Source organism: Williamwhitmania sp. (genome assembly GCA_035529935.1).
In the GTDB taxonomy this organism is placed as follows: domain Bacteria; phylum Bacteroidota; class Bacteroidia; order Bacteroidales; family Williamwhitmaniaceae; genus Williamwhitmania.
Genome location: DATKVT010000167.1, coordinates 1 through 16,505, shown reverse-complemented (window position 1 = coordinate 16,505; position 16,505 = coordinate 1). Strand labels below are relative to the sequence as shown.

General features: G+C 43.6%; 16 protein-coding genes. 15 read left to right on the top strand and 1 reads right to left on the bottom strand.

Annotation, left to right across the window (positions count from 1 at the left end; all coding sequences use genetic code 11):
* Positions 1-858: hypothetical protein (locus tag VMW01_12510; GenBank protein HUW07074.1), on the top strand; the 858-nt coding region annotated here is incomplete at its 5' end.
* Between the two features lie 82 nt (positions 859-940).
* A complete protein-coding gene (locus tag VMW01_12505; protein HUW07073.1) occupies positions 941-1,258 on the top strand; it encodes a DUF3467 domain-containing protein in 318 nt (105 codons plus the stop codon).
* Positions 1,259-1,321: 63 nt separating this feature from the next.
* On the opposite strand, the gene VMW01_12500 is transcribed toward VMW01_12505, so the two are convergent.
* On the bottom strand, positions 1,322-2,779 hold the full coding sequence (locus VMW01_12500) for a carbon starvation protein A (protein ID HUW07072.1): 1,458 nt from the start codon (positions 2,777-2,779) through the stop codon (positions 1,322-1,324).
* Between the two features lie 172 nt (positions 2,780-2,951).
* Here VMW01_12500 and VMW01_12495 point away from each other — a divergent pair, with 172 nt between their 5' ends.
* The 13 genes from VMW01_12495 to VMW01_12435 form a co-directional block, all read left to right on the top strand.
* On the top strand, positions 2,952-3,830 hold the full coding sequence (locus tag VMW01_12495; protein HUW07071.1) for an electron transfer flavoprotein subunit beta/FixA family protein: 879 nt from the start codon (positions 2,952-2,954) through the stop codon (positions 3,828-3,830).
* A 32-nt stretch (positions 3,831-3,862) separates the two neighbouring features.
* A complete protein-coding gene (locus VMW01_12490; protein ID HUW07070.1) occupies positions 3,863-4,882 on the top strand; it encodes an electron transfer flavoprotein subunit alpha/FixB family protein in 1,020 nt (339 codons plus the stop codon).
* Between the two features lie 35 nt (positions 4,883-4,917).
* A complete protein-coding gene (locus VMW01_12485; protein ID HUW07069.1) occupies positions 4,918-6,627 on the top strand; it encodes an acyl-CoA dehydrogenase family protein in 1,710 nt (569 codons plus the stop codon).
* 134 nt (positions 6,628-6,761) lie between these two features.
* Entirely contained in the window at positions 6,762-7,331 is a 570-nt protein-coding gene (locus VMW01_12480) for a hypothetical protein (protein ID HUW07068.1), read from the top strand.
* A 61-nt stretch (positions 7,332-7,392) separates the two neighbouring features.
* Positions 7,393-8,220, top strand: coding sequence for a DUF2520 domain-containing protein (locus VMW01_12475; protein ID HUW07067.1), 828 nt, complete (start codon positions 7,393-7,395; stop codon positions 8,218-8,220).
* Positions 8,213-8,722 (top strand): HAD-IIIA family hydrolase, encoded by a 510-nt coding sequence (locus VMW01_12470; protein ID HUW07066.1) that lies wholly within the window; start codon positions 8,213-8,215, stop codon positions 8,720-8,722. Before VMW01_12475 ends, VMW01_12470 begins: the two co-directional genes overlap by 8 nt.
* Positions 8,715-9,722, top strand: a complete 1,008-nt coding sequence (locus VMW01_12465; GenBank protein ID HUW07065.1) for a geranylgeranylglycerol-phosphate geranylgeranyltransferase — start codon at positions 8,715-8,717, stop codon at positions 9,720-9,722. The genes VMW01_12470 and VMW01_12465 overlap by 8 nt, the downstream gene beginning before the upstream one ends.
* Entirely contained in the window at positions 9,722-10,321 is a 600-nt protein-coding gene (locus VMW01_12460) for a Maf family nucleotide pyrophosphatase (protein ID HUW07064.1), read from the top strand. The genes VMW01_12465 and VMW01_12460 overlap by 1 nt, the downstream gene beginning before the upstream one ends.
* Positions 10,322-10,328: 7 nt before the next feature.
* Positions 10,329-12,488, top strand: coding sequence for a S46 family peptidase (locus VMW01_12455; protein HUW07063.1), 2,160 nt, complete (start codon positions 10,329-10,331; stop codon positions 12,486-12,488).
* Positions 12,489-12,726: 238 nt separating this feature from the next.
* Positions 12,727-13,197: an NADH-quinone oxidoreductase subunit NuoE gene (gene nuoE, locus VMW01_12450; GenBank protein ID HUW07062.1), complete on the top strand. Its 471-nt coding sequence runs from the start codon at positions 12,727-12,729 to the stop codon at positions 13,195-13,197.
* 27 nt (positions 13,198-13,224) lie between these two features.
* Entirely contained in the window at positions 13,225-14,388 is a 1,164-nt protein-coding gene (locus tag VMW01_12445; GenBank protein ID HUW07061.1) for an NADH-ubiquinone oxidoreductase-F iron-sulfur binding region domain-containing protein, read from the top strand.
* Positions 14,389-14,406: 18 nt separating this feature from the next.
* Complete coding sequence (locus VMW01_12440; GenBank protein HUW07060.1) at positions 14,407-16,197, top strand: NADH-dependent [FeFe] hydrogenase, group A6; 1,791 nt, start codon at positions 14,407-14,409, stop codon at positions 16,195-16,197.
* Positions 16,198-16,428: 231 nt separating this feature from the next.
* The coding region (locus tag VMW01_12435; protein HUW07059.1) for an IS200/IS605 family transposase at positions 16,429-16,505 on the top strand (77 nt) is incomplete at its 3' end.

The following is a 16,505-nucleotide window of genomic DNA, read 5'->3' as shown; positions in this document are numbered from 1 at the left end:
CCCTCAAACCCATCCATCGTTTCTGAAATTGATGGTGAAGTGTCGTTTGGCAAGATTAAGCGTGGTAACCGCGAAATCATTATCACCAGCAAGACCGGTGAGGTGAAGAAATACTTGGTTCCTCTTGCTCGACAGATTCTGGTTCAGGAAAACGACTTTGTAAGGGCTGGTATTGCACTATCCGATGGTGCTGTTGCTCCATCAGATATCCTTTCCATTCAAGGGCCAACCAAAGTTCAGGAGTATATTGTGAACGAGGTTCAAGAGGTTTACCGGATGCAGGGTGTGAAAATTAACGATAAGCACTTTGAGGTTATCGTTCGTCAGATGATGCGTAAGGTGGAGATTGACGATCCGGGTGATACTCGCTTCCTTGAAAAACAAATTGTTGACAAGTGGATATTTATGGAGGAAAACGACTGGTTCTACGACAAGAAGATTGTTGAAGATTCAGGAGATTCATCCTCCGTGAAGCCTGGTATGATTATCACTACGCGTCGGTTACGAGATGAAAATTCTCAGCTCAAGCGCCGTGACCTGAAGCCAATTGTTGCTCGTGACGCTATTTCTGCTACCTCAAGTCAGGTACTTCAAGGAATTACCCGTGCCGCTCTTCAAACCAGCAGCTTTATGTCGGCAGCCTCCTTCCAAGAAACAACGAAGGTGCTCAACGAAGCGGCTATTCGCGGTAAGGTTGATAGACTTGAAGGATTAAAGGAGAATGTAATTTGCGGACACCTTATACCTGCAGGAACAGGCCAACGACTTTTCGACAATTTGGTTGTGGGATCGATGGACGATTTCAAGGCCCTTCACCACTCGGATGTGGAGGAAGAGGTTGAGGAAATTGATGAATAATATTCTTCTAGTTTACTTTTCTTTTTGGAGCCGGGTGTTTTACCCGGCTCTTTTTAATATATTGGCGTAAAATTTAAGCGATATGAACGATCCCAAAAAACAGCAGCAAATCAACATCGAACTTGGCGATGATGTGGCACAAGGTACCTATAGCAACCTTGCCATTATTACCCATTCCTCATCGGAGTTTATTATCGACTTTGTAAGGCTTATGCCAGGGGTTCCCAAGGCACCAGTTAAGAGCAGAATAATTTTGACACCAGAGCACGCCAAGCGTCTTCTTTTGGCGCTGCAGGATAATATTTCAAAGTTTGAGCAGATGCATGGCTCCATAAAGCTGAGTGAGTCTCCTGCCGGAAATTTTCCAATGGGCTTTGGTGGGCCTACTGCTGAGGCATAGCAACCAACAAAGAAGAAGAGGTGAATAGTGGTTCACCTCTTCTTCTTTTGTTTTTTTGCATAGTTAGATTTGCCTGAGATGCCTTGCCTCAAACACTTGGTATTGTGTATTCAGAATCAGAAATAGGCTTAGCGAGCCAAGGGAAAATAGGATAGCAATGGAGTAGCCCATGAGCTGATCTATTCGGAAACCTTCTGGCGCGATAAGAATGTAGTTTGTGACGACAGCAGTCATGAAAACTGCTGGTATAAGGGTGATCCAGTATGGTTTCTTTTCTCCTGCCAGATAGGCTGTAATGGTCCAAAGAACAACGGTTGCCAGTGTTTGATTACTCCAAAACATATATCTCCATACCACGTCAAACTTCATCTGAGTAAGGGTAAAGCCAAGGGCGAAAAGGGGAATGCTGATCATTAGCCGTTTTACAATTTTTTTCTGACCGAGTTTCAAAAAGTCAGCTGTAATGAGCCTAGCACTTCTAAAGGCTGTATCGCCAGTGGTTATTGGTGCTGCTACAACACCAAGTATGGCAAGAATACCCCCAAATTTTCCAAGCGTTTTTATGGAAATTTCTTTCACCGCTAGAGTTGCTTCGCTATGATAGCTGGCAATAGCTTGGTTTAATTCGTGTACTCCACCGTAGAAGCTCATGCCAATGGCAGCCCAAATAAGGGCTACAAGCCCTTCGGCAACCATTGCCCCATAGAATACACGCCTACCCAACTTTTCATTCTCAATGCAGCGAGCCATCATTGGGCTTTGAGTTGAATGAAACCCACTGATTGCTCCGCAGGAGATGGTGACAAATAGAAGTGGAAATATTGGAAATTTGTCAGCATTGCTCTTCATGTTTACCAAATTGTCAATCGTAAGTTCAGGTATATGTAGCGATGCACTCGACCAGAATAAAGAACTGCCTATGCCAAAGGCCATAAAGAGTAAGGCTACACCAAAAAGGGGATAAATCTTTCCAATAATCTTATCGATGGGAAGTAACGTGGCGATGATATAGTAGCCAAATATTATCCATACCCAAAATGTTTTTGTTAGCGATTCTGGCGTTAGTGAAGCCATTATTGCTGCGGGTCCTGAAATAAATGCCGCTCCAACGAGGATCATAAGCAAAAGCGTAAAAATCCGCATGAACTGCTTGAAGCCTCCACCTAGATAGGTTCCAACGATCTCAGGGATACTTAACCCACCATGCTTTATGGAGAGCATACCAGAGAAATAGTCGTGCACTGCACCGGCAAAAATGCAACCGAAAACAATCCATATAAAGGCAACAGGCCCGTATGCTGCACCAAGCAGCGCTCCTAGAATTGGCCCGAGTCCCGCAATATTCAAAAACTGAATAAGGAAAACTTTCCATACGGGCATCGGTATGTAATCAACTCCATCCTGAAGGGTGTATGCAGGTGTAACCCTTTCGGCGCTGGCTCCAAAAACCCTTTCAACAAAGCGACCATAGAATATGTAACCTAAAATTAAGACTATAATGCAAAAAATAAAGGTGATCATAATGGTTAAGTTTTAAACAAATGTAGAAAACTTTAATGCTGAATATCACTATAGTAGATGCAATTTAGTTATGCTATTGAGCATCGATTTCTTAAGGTTCTGTCAATCAGATGGGCTTTTACCTGAAGCATTTTTTGCTATATTTGCCCACCTAGGTTTAATACAATCTACTATGACAAAAAAGGGACTTAAAATTGTTGTATTGGCAAAGCAGGTTCCCGATACCCGAAATGTGGGTAAGGATGCGATGAAGGCCGACGGAACTGTTAACCGTGCAGCCCTTCCTGCCATTTTTAATCCGGAAGACCTAAATGCTTTGGAACAGGCTCTTCGGATCAAGGATCGCTATGCTGGTACAACCATAACTGTGCTCACCATGGGCCCCGGCCGTGCTGCTGAAATTGTTCGCGAAGGACTTTACCGAGGTGCAGACGACGGATACTTGCTTACCGATCGCAAATTTGCTGGCTCCGATACGTTGGCCACTTCCTATGCCCTAGCTAAGGCCATTGAGAAGTTGAAGCCAAACGTGGTAATTGCTGGTAGACAAGCAATTGATGGCGATACAGCCCAAGTTGGACCACAGGTAGCCGAAAAATTGGGAATGCCACAAATTACTTATGCCGAGGAGATAATTGCCTTTGAAGATGGTGAGATGATAATTAAGCGTCGGCTTGAGCATGGTATTGAGGTGGTTGCTTGCCCCATTCCTTGTGTTATTACGGTGAATGCCACTGCTCCTGAGTGCCGACCTCGTAATGCGAAGTTTGTGATGAAGTATAAGCATGCACGAACCGTAACCGAGCTGCAAGAGTTAACCGAGGATTACTCCATGGAACTTCAGGGTAGAACCTACCTTCGAATTGCTGAGTGGGGAGTGGTTGATGTTAATGCAGAAAGTGAGCAGCTTGGACTTTCTGGTTCTCCAACCAAGGTGAAAAAAATTGAGAATGTGGTTCTTGCTGCTAAGGAATCCAAACGCTTAACGGCCTCTGAAGATGATATGGATTGGCTTATGAAGGAGCTTATCTCCAACCATACACTCGGCTAGTTTTCCTAAGTTTAACCCATAAGACGCATATTGTGAACAACATATTTGTTTATTGCGAAATTGAGGACGGTAAAGTTGCTGATGTTAGCCTCGAGCTACTTACCAAAGGCCGTTCTCTTGCCAACCAACTTGGATGCAAGTTGGAGGCCTTGGCCATCGGCCATAAGTTAAATGGCATTGATAGCCAACTCTTTTCATATGGTGCCGATATGGTACACTTGGCGGACGATGCACGTCTGGCCCCGTATACCACCATGCCACATTGTGCCATAACCATTGGCGTTTTTGAGGAGGAAAAGCCTCAGATTGCTCTTTTTGGAGCAACCTCCATTGGTCGTGACCTTGGTCCACGTGTTTCTTCTGCCATGCATAGCGGTCTTACTGCCGATTGCACCAGCCTTGAAATAGGCGATCATATCGAGAATAAGACCAACACCCATTACAAAAATCTCCTTTATCAAATCCGCCCTGCGTTTGGTGGTAACATCATTGCTACCATTATTAACCCCGATCATCGCCCTCAAATGGCAACCGTTCGTGAAGGGGTTATGAAAAAGGAGATGCTATCGGGCAACCATAAGGGTGCTGTAAAGAAGGTAGACGTTAGCAAATTTGTTAAGCCTGAAGACTTTATTGTAAGAATCATAGAAAGACATATTGAGGAACGCAGAATTGATATTAAGGGCGCTCCAGTAATTGTATCTGGTGGTTATGGCGTGGGTTCTGCTGAGAATTTCAGACTTCTTTTTGATCTTGCCGAAGTTTTAGGTGGAGAGGTTGGAGCTTCACGTGCTGCTGTGGATGCCGGATTTGCTGAACATGCCCGTCAGGTTGGACAAACAGGCGTTACTGTACGCCCTAAACTCTATATTGCTTGTGGTATTTCTGGTCAAATACAGCACACAGCTGGTATGGATCAATCAGCCATGATTATCTCCATAAACAACGACCCCAATGCTCCCATTAATCAAATAGCGGATTACGCTATTATTGGTGAGGTAGCAGAGGTTATTCCTCGAATGATTAAATACTACAAGAAAAATTCGAAGTAGGGTGTTGCTGGTTTAAACCTATCAAAACTAAAAAAATGGAAAACTTCTATAGCGATAATAAGGATCTGAGGTTTCATCTAGAGCATCCTCTCATGAAGAAGATTGTGGCGCTCAAGGAGAGAAATTTTTCAGACAAGGAGAGCTTCGACTATGCACCCATCGACTTTGAGGATGCAATTGATAGCTACGATAAGGTACTTGAAATTGTAGGAGAGATATGCGGAAGCATCATCGCTCCAAATGCAGAATCCGTAGATGCAGAAGGACCACAGGTTATTAACGACCACGTTAAGTATGCCCGTGGAACAGCTGAGAATCACCGTGCATTGGCTGAAGCCGGATTGTATGGCATGTCGCTTCCACGAAAATACAATGGGTTAAATTTCCCCATGGTTCCATACGTTATGGCTGCAGAGCTTGTTTCTCGCGCCGACGCTGGATTTGCCAATATATGGGGCCTTCAGGATTGTGCCGAAACGCTGCATGAGTTTGCTTCTGAGGAGCAAAAAATGCACTATCTACCCCAAACTGCCGAAGGTAAGACATACGCGATGGACCTAACCGAGCCCGATGCTGGCTCCGACCTTCAACGCGTTATGCTAAAGGCCCATTACGATGAAAAGAAGGGCACCTGGTTACTTAATGGTGTAAAGCGCTTTATTACCAATGGCGATGCTGATATTAGCTTAGTACTTGCACGGTCGGAGGATGGTACATCCGATGCTCGTGGTCTTTCGTTGTTTGTTTACGATAAGTCACACAACGACGTTAAGGTAAGACGCATTGAGCATAAGTTGGGTATTATTGGCTCTCCAACCTGCGAGCTAGTATTTACCAATGCTCCAGCTGAGCTGGTAGGCGATCGCAAAATGGGGTTAATCAAGTATGTAATGTCTCTCATGAACGGTGCTCGTTTGGGCGTTGGTGCTCAGAGTGTTGGTCTTTCAGAGGCGGCATACCGCGAAGCGGTGAAGTATGCCAACGAGCGGACACAGTTCGGCAAGACTATAATTAACTTCCCTGCGGTTTACGAAATGCTTACCGATATGCGGGTAAAGTTGCAGGCTTCTCGAGCATTGCTTTACGAAACTAGTAGGTTTGTAGATGTTTATAAGGCATACTCCCACTTAGCAACTGATCGTAAGTTAGAAAAGGAGGAGCGTGACGAAATGAAAGAGTTTCAGCGCTTAGCCGATGCCTATACACCATTGCTGAAGATGATAACTTCCGAGTATTGTAACCAAATTGCCTACGATTCGCTTCAAATTCATGGTGGTGCTGGGTTTATGAAGGATTTCCCAATCGAACGAATTTACCGTGATGCCCGCATTACCACCATATATGAAGGAACCTCACAACTTCAGGTTGTTGCTGCTATAAAGGGAGTTACAACTGGTGTTTTCTTCAACCAGATGAACGCTTATGCTCAGGTTGACGTTGCTCCTGATCGGGAGCACCTACGACGCATGCTTATGGAAATGGCAGAAGAATATCAGAAGACCGTTACCTCTGTTATTGAAATTAACGATTCCGAATATATCGACTTTCATGCTCGAAGAATGGTAGAGATGGCTGGAAATATCGTTATTGGGTATCTCTTGCTTCATGACTCGGCCCGAAATGAAGAATATCTACCCTCTGCTGAAATTTTTATTCGTAAGGCAAAAGCCCAAAATAGAGAGCGGGCAGTTTACATTGCAGATTTTGAACTAAAAGATCTTGGACATTTTAAAATGAATGAGTAACATTAAGCCCGGAAATACCGGGCTTTTTTTATATTTTACCATCGATAGCAAGTTGTTGGTCAATAATATGCCAACATTTTATCGTTTCAGTTGTATATTGTAGTGTAATTGGTCACTGAAATGAAGGGATAGCCATGAAAGAGAAGATGATTGAGGTGGTGAATTTCTTGAAAGAACGGGTTGGGACAAATCTCAATGCTATTCGAGAGAATGAAAAAGAAATTCGCAAACTTTTAAAACAACCAGTTTCTCAGGAGCGAACAAAGTCGCTCGAGGTATTCTTTACTCATAACCGGCAGATGCTTGATGAGAATAAGGACGCACTATCTATTGAACTGGGGATTCTTAACTATCTTCGAAAATTTGGTGAATTGAAGGAAAATCTCAAATACTCCGCTGGTGAGAGTGACGGTGCTAGCGCTGATTATTTTGAAGAGCTAGAGGACGAAATTGTAGAGCAAACAGAGGCATCCTTTGAAGTTGAGGACGATGAAGATGATGAGAACTCTTTTAAGGCTAGCCTAGAATATGATCGGAAGGTGTTTTTTGATTACACCATTAACGGCAAACTTGTTTATAATGACCGTCATCTTTTTTGGGAAGATGACGGATTTTATAATGACTTAATAGAGCATTACACGCAACTTGAAAACTATGAACGTTGTGCTGAACTCATAAAAAGTCGACCGGCTAAGACGAAGTAAACGTTGCAATTGGAATACAACTTCAAATTCCCTAAATTTACAACCAGTTTAGGGAATTTTTATGTCAAAAGGTCTCAATAAACTTAGTGCTGTTTTCATTGGAGCAGGAGGTCTGGCTTGGAGTGTAAGCCATGCCCTAGCGCATGCAGGGCTTTCTATTCGGCAGATTATAAGCCCTACACCTGCCAGTGGTCTTATTCTGGCTAATGAGCTAGGTTGCACTTACGCCTCCTCTATTGCTCAAGTTGACCTAGGTGCTGATATCTTCTTCATTGCTGTTCCCGACAGAGCAATTGGTAGAGTTGCAGAAGAGCTAGCCCTGCAGCTGCCCGATAGTGCTACGGTAGTTCATTCTTCTGGGTCTGTCTCCATTACCGCTCTCAATCTGCACGGGAATGCAGCTATCTTCTATCCTTTTCAAACCTTTACACGAGGAAGGGTGGTGGACCTTTCAAATGTTGCCGTCTTTATAGAAGCAAGCAATGGTCATACGCTTGCCCTTGTCACCGCACTTGCAAGTGCTGTAACGAATCAGGTTCATTCAATCACTTCAGAACAAAGACTTTTAGTTCATTTGGCTGGAGTGATAGGAAATAATTTCACTAACTTTTTAATTGGAAAGAGTGGCGAATTTCTTCAGAGGCAAGGTTTTTCAATGGAGATTCTTCACCCACTAATTCTTGAAACGGTAAGCAAGGCCTTTGAACTATCTCCGGAAAAGGCACAGACCGGTCCGGCTGTGCGGAACGATGTGGTTGTTTTAGAGAAGCACCAAGAGTTGCTCCATTCAATGCCCCAGCTTCAGCGCCTCTATGCTCTATTTAGTGAGCTGATTGCCCTTAAGAAAGCAGAAAATAAAACGGATAACGATATAACTTCTCATGAGTAATTTTTTTAAAAATGAACTGAAAGGCGTAAGGGCTTTTGCCTTTGATGTGGATGGAGTTTTTACTGACGGAACAATCTATTTGCACCCAAGTGGAGAGATGCTACGTACTGCTAATATGCGTGATGGTTATGCCTTACAGTTAGCGCTTAGTAAGAACTATCCAGTTGCCATAATCTCTGGCGGAAAATCGGAGAGCTTAAGGGCTCGATTCCAAGGTTTGGGCGTTACCGACATCTATCTTGGCTCGCGCGATAAGCTAAGTGATTTTAATGATTTTTGTGGCAAACATTCAATTGCCCCAGTTGATCTACTTTACATGGGTGACGATCTACCCGATTATGAGGTAATGAAGCAGGCTGGCATTCCTTGTGCTCCAGCTGATGCTGTGCCTCAGATAAAGGATTTGGCACACTATATTTCGCCATACAAGGGTGGGGAAGGCTGTGTAAGAGACGTGGTTGAACAAGTATTACGAGCACAAAACTATTGGCCTTATGTATAAGAAATTCATTAATAGCCAGTTTTCCTCTTATATGAGGCTAATGCGGTGGAACAACCTGGTAATAATCATTATTACCCAATTGGCCATCCGGTATCTTGTTATTGCACCTATTCTGTCACTCATGAACTTGAGTCTTCAGCTGTCAACGGTAACCTTTGCATTTCTTGTGCTTGCCTCTGTTTGCATTGCGGCAGCTGGTTATGTGATCAACGATTACTTCGACATTAAAACCGACGCCATAAACAAACCTAACCGACCATTAGTTGGTAAGAAGGTTTCTCGGCGAGCCAGTATCGCCCTACACTTTTGGCTGAACACCGCTGGAGTTGCTTCTGGACTTTATGTTTCCTACATTGTGCATGTTTTTAGTTTTGCACTGATTTTTCCACTAGCAGCGGGACTGCTATGGTTCTATTCCGTAAGTTACAAACGCCAGCTGCTAGTTGGTAATATTTTGGTGGCGGTACTCACCGGCATTGTCCCAATGCTAGTCCTAATATTTGAACTACCACTACTCAATAAAGCATACCTTTCTGACCTCATTAACCTTGGCCTTAACTTGAATGTGCTCATTTACTGGGTTGGTGGCTTTTCCTTTTTTGCATTTATTCTTACACTCATTCGTGAGATAGTGAAGGATATGGAAGATTTTGAAGGTGATTCCGTTGTTGGTCGCAACTCCCTGCCCTTGGCATTTGGTCTACAGAGTTCAAAGTGGGTCGTAATTCTTCTCTCTATGTTAACTGTATTTGCATTGGTGTATCTCTTTATAACTAGGTTGATGTTCCTTCCTGATGGAGGTTTCGATTACTTCTCGTTGGCCTATCTAGTAACATTCGTATTGCTACCTTTTTTATTTATGATTGCTCGGCTGTTTGTTGCAAAGGTCAAAACAGATTATACAAGAATTAGCAATTACGCAAAGTTTATTATGCTTGGCGGAATCTTATACTCTGTGTGCTTTTATTTTATTGTTGAGTATAAAATATTGATGCTTTGATGCTTGAGCATAAACTTTTACCTTATAGAGTTTTTCTGGGTTCTGCCTCGCCACGACGGCAACTCTTACTCAAAGAGTTGGGTGTTAATTTTGAGATTCTTACCACGGCCAATGTTGAAGAAACGTTTCCGACAAATATTCCATTGGCTAATGTTCCGGTCTACTTAGCTGCCCTCAAAGCCAATGCTTATGCTCCCAATTTGGTGTCAGGTGATATTTTGATTACTGCCGATACCGTGGTGATTTGTGAGGATATTTTGTTGGGTAAACCCGAAAGCCTTGTTCAAGCTGCAGAAATGCTTCGCTTCCTTTCAGGAAAGCGTCATGAGGTAATCACCGGGGTTACGCTTTCAACACCAGAAAAGATATCTACGTTCTCAGTTTCTACATATGTGTATTTTAGAGAGTTAACCGCCGATGAGATTACTTTCTATCTTGACCACTTCAGGCCCTTGGATAAAGCGGGTGCTTATGGTATTCAGGAATGGATAGGTTATATTGGAATTGAGAAAATTGAAGGCTCCTACTTTAACGTTATGGGTCTTCCCGTTCAGCGGCTTTATATTGAATTAGAAAACTTTGTGAATAACATAAATTAAAGTAAGTATGAGAAGATTTATAGTGATTCTCGTTGCTGTTTTTATCACTACTGGAACTGCCATTGCCGATGAAGGTATGTGGCTTCCTCTGCTCGTTGGTATGCAAAAGTTGAAGGAGATGAGGGCAGAAGGATTTAAGTTAACGGCAGAAGATATTTACAGCGTTAATCATGCAAGCCTCAAGGATGCCGTTGTTCAGTTTGGTGGTGGTTGTACTGGAGAACTTATCTCCGGTGAAGGGCTATTAATTACCAACCATCACTGCGGATATGGTTCTATTCAGGCCCATAGCACGTTGGATCACAATTATCTTGAAAACGGTTTCTGGGCCATGTCTCAAGCAGAGGAACTACCGAATCCAGGACTGAGTGTGAAGTTTCTTGTCAGCATGGAGGATGTTACCTCTACAGTTTTGCTGGGTATTACCGATACTGTTTCTGAAATAAATCGTGAGAGGCTCATCTCCCAGCGAATAAAGGCATTGAAGGCTGACGCAACCAAGGGCAATAGCTATGTTGTGGAGGTTGATCCACTTTACAATGGGAATCAATATTTCCTGTACACCTACGAGGAGTTTACCGATGTTCGCTTGGTTGGTGCCCCGCCTTCATCAATTGGTAAGTTTGGAGGAGATACCGATAATTGGATGTGGCCTCGTCATACAGGCGACTTCAGCCTCTTTCGCATCTATGCTGGAAAGGATAACAAGCCTGCCCCTTACTCGCCCTCTAACGTTCCCTATAAGCCAAAAAAGTTTCTGGAACTTTCAATTAAGGGAATTAAGGCTGGTGATTTTACGCTGGTGTATGGATATCCCGGACGAACTCAGGAATACATTCCTTCGTTTGCAGTTCGACAATTGGTTGATCAAAGTGATCCTTGCAAGATTGCGCTACGGCAATCTCGTTTGAAAATTATGGGTGAGGCAATGGCCTCTGACCAAAAAGTAAGGATAATGTATGCAGCTAAGTACGCCTCCGTAGCGAATGGGTGGAAAAAATGGATAGGTGAAGTTAATGGACTTTCTCGTAGTAATGGTATTCAGGTGAAGGAAGAGCAGGAGGAAAAGTTTTCCACCTGGGTAAACGGTAACACTGCGAGGACTGCACAGTATGGCATGCTGCTTCCGCAGTTAAAACAGGATTATCAGGAATATGCACCCTTTTCTCATGCTCGTGATTACTACCGAGAGGCAATCGGTTCCATAGAAATATTTAGAGTGGCTGCCCAGTTTGAGCGCTTAGCGCAAAAACTTCAGAAGCAAAGTGAGTTTTCTTCAGTTGATTCTCTAAAGTTGAGGGAATTTAACGCTTACCTGCATACCTTTTATAAGAATTACGATCCAGCAATAGACAGGAAGATTTTGTCCTCGATGTTGAGTGCTTATCTGCAGAATGTTTCAGCTCAGTTTGTTCCCCTAGATATGCTTGCTGCATTCAGGGATGTTCGGCACTGGCCCGATACCATAGCTGCAGAGGTTTTTCAGCGTTCCATGTTTGCAGATTCATTAAAGGCTTTTGCTCTTCTGCAGCAGCTAGACTCAGCCTCTATTAGGGATGTTTCACTCGATCCAGCCGTTAAAATAAATCATGATATCATGGAGATGTACAGCCAGTCCGTAGCACCTTCGCTTGCCCAAATGGAGCAGGATATCAATATTCAATTGAGGCGGTACATGCGCGCCACCATGGAGATGAATCCTAGGCGTACTTTTTATCCCGATGCCAACTTCACCCTTCGCATTGCCTTTGGACAAGTGCAGGGGTATCAACCACGCGATGCCGTGCAGTATGAATTTCAGTCAACCCTCACAGGCGTAATGGAGAAGGATGATTCAACAATATACGATTATGTTGTTCCGCCTAAGTTGAAAAAACTGTACGAAATGAAGGATTTTGGCCGCTTTGGTGAGAAGGGTAAGTTACCGGTAGCCTTTATCGCAACGAATCATACAACCGGGGGCAACAGTGGATCTCCTGTTCTAAATGGAAAGGGGCAGCTAATTGGCGTAAACTTCGATAGGGTTTGGGAGGGAACCATGAGCGACATCATGTTCGACAATAGTCGTTGTCGTAATATTGCCCTCGACGTGAGGTATGCCCTATTTATTATTGATAAATATGCTGGGGCTGGATGGTTGCTCAATGAGATGAAAATAGTTGATTGACAAATAAACCTACTTATATTCAGGTTAATGAGCTCCAATTGGGGCTCTTTTTTTTGGAATTGCGGCTAGATTTATTGAAGAAATATGACATTTCTCATATCGCCAGGTGTTGAATAGTCATGGTAAATATCCTATGGCGAATATAGTTTTATACTTGAAGATCAAAAAGATGAAAAAGTTAATGACGTTATATAAATAACAGTGTTAACGAAATAACAAAAATTCAAATTTAACTAGCATGGCTATGATTGAAACTCGCGATTTAGTAAAGAGCCTAGCCGATTCACACGGTCGGTCGAGGGAAGCGCTAATCCCAATTTTACAGGGTATAATACAGGAGGAGCGATTTATAACTCAGGAGGCAATGACGGAAGTTGCCCGCGAACTCGACATTTCGGCCGCCCAAGTTTACGGCACGGCGACCTTTTACTCCTTTCTTGATACCGAACCGCGTGGAAAGTATGTAATTAGGGTTTGTAAAACCATTACCTGCTCCATGAAGGGAAAAAATGCCATCCTGCAGACCGTTGAGGATATTCTGAAGATTAAGGTTGGAGAAACCACCCTTAACCGGAAATTTTCTCTGCTGGAAACCAACTGCCTTGGTTGGTGTCATAAAGGCCCGGCAATGCTCATCAACGATGAAGCATACACCGAGCTAACCGCCGATAAAGTTCGGGATATTATTTCCGAATACATGAAAAAGTAGAACCATAAATAGAAAGGTAAAATTATCATGACATATACGCATCTGAAACGGGTAGACCTGATATTTGACCAGGATGCAAACCCTAAAGAAATTTTGCAGAAAGCATATTCGCTATCTAACGAGACCATTGTAAAAGAGGTACTTGACAGCGGTCTACGCGGTCGTGGTGGCGCTGGCTTCCCCACTGGTCTAAAATGGAAGTTTACTTCTGAACAGCCAGCCGACGAGCGTTTTGTTGTCTGCAACGCTGATGAGGGCGAGCCTGGAACGTTTAAGGATCGCGAGATTCTGTTTAAGGTACCACATAAAGTTTTTGGTGGAATGGCCATTTGCGGCAAGGTAATTGGTGCAAGGCAGGGCTTTATCTATTTAAGGGGTGAGTATCGGTTCTTACTGCCAAACCTTAAGACTGAGTTGGACACTTTTCACGCAGTGCTGAAGTCACTCAATATTGACTTTAGAATTCAGATTATAATGGGCAGTGGAGCCTACATCTGTGGTGAGGAGAGCGCACTCTTTGAGTCGATGGAGGGCCATCGCGGGGAGCCAAGAAATAAGCCACCATACCCTACCGTGGCAGGTTTTCGAAACAAACCCACGGTTATCAACAACGTTGAGACACTGGTATATGCGTTTATGATCTTGAAACATGGGTCCCAGAAGTTTAAGGACTTGGGCACTACCGATTCCCGTGGTTCTAAGGTATTTTCCGTTTCTGGTGATACCCCAAAGGCTGGCATATATGAGTTGGAACTGGGTATGAGCGTGGACCATTTTGTGGAGGAGTTTGGTGATGGCGATACCAAAGCCGTTCAGGTTGGTGGTGCCTCCGGATTTTGCGTTCCTAGAAAAAAATTCAATGAAACGATAATTGGTTTTGAAGGAGTTCCAACTGGTGGCTCAATGATGCTATTCAATAGTTCTCGCTCAATGTATAACGTGCTGAAGAATTACCTTGAATTTTTTCAGGAAGAATCTTGCGGGCAGTGCACACCTTGCCGTGTTGGTTGTCAGCAGCTGCTTCTTGGAATTGAAGCAGTTAAGCGCGGGGAGAAGCCAATTTCCTACCTCGACCAGCTGCTCAAGCTAACGCAAACAATGAAAATCACTGCCAAGTGTGGACTTGGGCAGAGCGTTGCCAACAGCTTTTCTTCAATTGTGGAGAACTTTAAGGAGGAAATGATTTACTAATTTGAAAATTTCACTGCAATGGTAAAAAAAATAAATCTCAAAATAGATGGTTTGGCGGTTACTGTGGATGAGGGTACTAGCGTTCTCCATGCGGCCGAGCAGCTCAACATTCAAATCCCAACTCTTTGCTATCACAAAGATCTCTGCATTGCGGGAAATTGCCGTGTATGTGTTGTAGAACAGACGGGAGCAAAGGCATTGGTAGCATCCTGTGCAACACCTGCTGCCGAGGGTATGGAAATTCACACTAACACGCTTAAGGTTCGAACCGCGAGGAAGCATGTTATTGAACTACTGCTTTCTGAGCATAATGCGGACTGTACAAAGTGTTTCAAAAATGGTAAATGTGAACTGCAGAACTTGGCTTCGGAGTTTAAAATTTTGGAACCAATGTTTATTGACCTAGTTCCACTGAAGAACTACACCATCGACAGAATGTCTCCCTCAATTATTAAGGACGACAGCAAGTGTATTCGCTGCCAGCGCTGTGTGCGCACCTGCGAGGAACTTCAGCACCTTGGTGCCCTATCGGTAGCTTACAAGGGCGAGCACATGAAGATTTCCACCTTCTACGAGAACTCCATGTACGATGTAGTGTGCTCCAACTGTGGTCAATGCGTTAACCGATGCCCCACCGGAGCGCTCACCGAAAAGAACTACATTGAAGAGGTATGGGATGCCATTTACGATCCTAAAAAGCATGTTGTTGTTCAAACTGCACCAGCCGTAAGAATTGCCCTTGGTGAAGATTTGGGTATACCTGCTGGTGCCATAGTTACTGGCAAAATGGTCTCTGCACTGAGGCGAATGGGGTTTGACTCCGTTTTAGATACCGATTTTACAGCCGACCTTACCATTATGGAAGAAGGGACTGAGCTCTTAACTAGACTTAAGAGAGCATTGGTTGATAAAGATCCTACTGTGAAGTTGCCCATGGCCACCTCCTGCTCTCCAGGTTGGATCAAGTTCATTGAGCATGCATTTCCTGAATATCTCGACAACCTGTCTACCTGCAAGTCTCCGCAGCAAATGTTTGGAGCGCTCGTTAAGACATATTATGCTGAAAAGCGCAAGATTAACCCTGCAGATATCGTTTCGGTATCTATTATGCCCTGCACTGCTAAAAAGTTTGAGGCAGATAGACCAGAAATGCGCTCCAGTGGCTATAAAGATGTAGACTATGTGCTGACTACTCGCGAGCTGGCCATTATGATTAAGCAAGCTGGAATCAATTTTGTAACCCTTCCTGAGGATAAGTGCGATAGCCTCATGGGTGAATCAACCGGTGCTGCCATTATCTTTGGGGCAACGGGTGGTGTTATGGAAGCTGCCCTTCGCACTGCCTATGAGCTGGTTACTGGTAGGGAAGTTCCATTTAAAAACCTCAACATTACTCCAGTTCGGGGTATGGAAGGGGTAAAGGAGGCTACTATTAAAATAGAAAACCCCAAGCCAGAGTGGAAGTTCTTGGATGGTGTTGAGTTAAAAACCGCCGTTGCCCACGGGCTCCAAAATGCCTATGAGCTATTCTCGAGTATTAAAGCAGGTAAGTCCTCCTACCATTTCATTGAGATTATGGCCTGCCCAGGTGGATGCCTTGGCGGTGGAGGACAGCCAATTCCTACTAATCCTGAGGTTAGAGCTAAACGTGCTGCTGCAATTTACCAAGAAGACCAAGGGAAGGCATTGCGTAAATCCCACCTAAACCCTGAGGTTTCAAAAATTTATGCTGAGTTTTTGGGCGCACCGCTTGGTCATAAATCGCATGAGCTGCTCCATACTCACTATAAACCTAGAGCACGGTATTAATTCCAACTTTATAAGCTTAAAAAAAGGCGAGGTTTTCCTCGCCTTTTTTTGATGCTTCAATTATGTTTAATAAGGCAACGCGCTTGTGTGTAATCTTTTATAATTGAACTATATGATGAGAAAGGTTTAGATTTCATTTGCACGAGAAAAATTGAAGAAACGAATCCTTTTAATCTCGTTAGGTCTAATTCCTCGAAGCTCTGCTTCGAAAATTAATTATATTTTTGTTATGTGAGTGACTATATACATAAAAGCCATAATGTAACTGTTATACTGTATCATTTTGTTTGTCCTGCAAAATACAGGCG

Coding starts and splice junctions, on each gene's coding strand:
- VMW01_12505 (HUW07073.1), top strand. CDS start 941: ATGAACGATCCCAAAAAACAGCAGCAAATCAACATCGAACTTGGCGAT.
- VMW01_12500 (HUW07072.1), bottom strand. CDS start 2,779: ATGATCACCTTTATTTTTTGCATTATAGTCTTAATTTTAGGTTACATA.
- VMW01_12495 (HUW07071.1), top strand. CDS start 2,952: ATGACAAAAAAGGGACTTAAAATTGTTGTATTGGCAAAGCAGGTTCCC.
- VMW01_12485 (HUW07069.1), top strand. CDS start 4,918: ATGGAAAACTTCTATAGCGATAATAAGGATCTGAGGTTTCATCTAGAG.
- VMW01_12480 (HUW07068.1), top strand. CDS start 6,762: ATGAAAGAGAAGATGATTGAGGTGGTGAATTTCTTGAAAGAACGGGTT.
- VMW01_12475 (HUW07067.1), top strand. CDS start 7,393: ATGTCAAAAGGTCTCAATAAACTTAGTGCTGTTTTCATTGGAGCAGGA.
- VMW01_12470 (HUW07066.1), top strand. CDS start 8,213: ATGAGTAATTTTTTTAAAAATGAACTGAAAGGCGTAAGGGCTTTTGCC.
- VMW01_12465 (HUW07065.1), top strand. CDS start 8,715: ATGTATAAGAAATTCATTAATAGCCAGTTTTCCTCTTATATGAGGCTA.
- VMW01_12460 (HUW07064.1), top strand. CDS start 9,722: ATGCTTGAGCATAAACTTTTACCTTATAGAGTTTTTCTGGGTTCTGCC.
- VMW01_12455 (HUW07063.1), top strand. CDS start 10,329: ATGAGAAGATTTATAGTGATTCTCGTTGCTGTTTTTATCACTACTGGA.
- nuoE (HUW07062.1), top strand. CDS start 12,727: ATGGCTATGATTGAAACTCGCGATTTAGTAAAGAGCCTAGCCGATTCA.
- VMW01_12445 (HUW07061.1), top strand. CDS start 13,225: ATGACATATACGCATCTGAAACGGGTAGACCTGATATTTGACCAGGAT.
- VMW01_12440 (HUW07060.1), top strand. CDS start 14,407: ATGGTAAAAAAAATAAATCTCAAAATAGATGGTTTGGCGGTTACTGTG.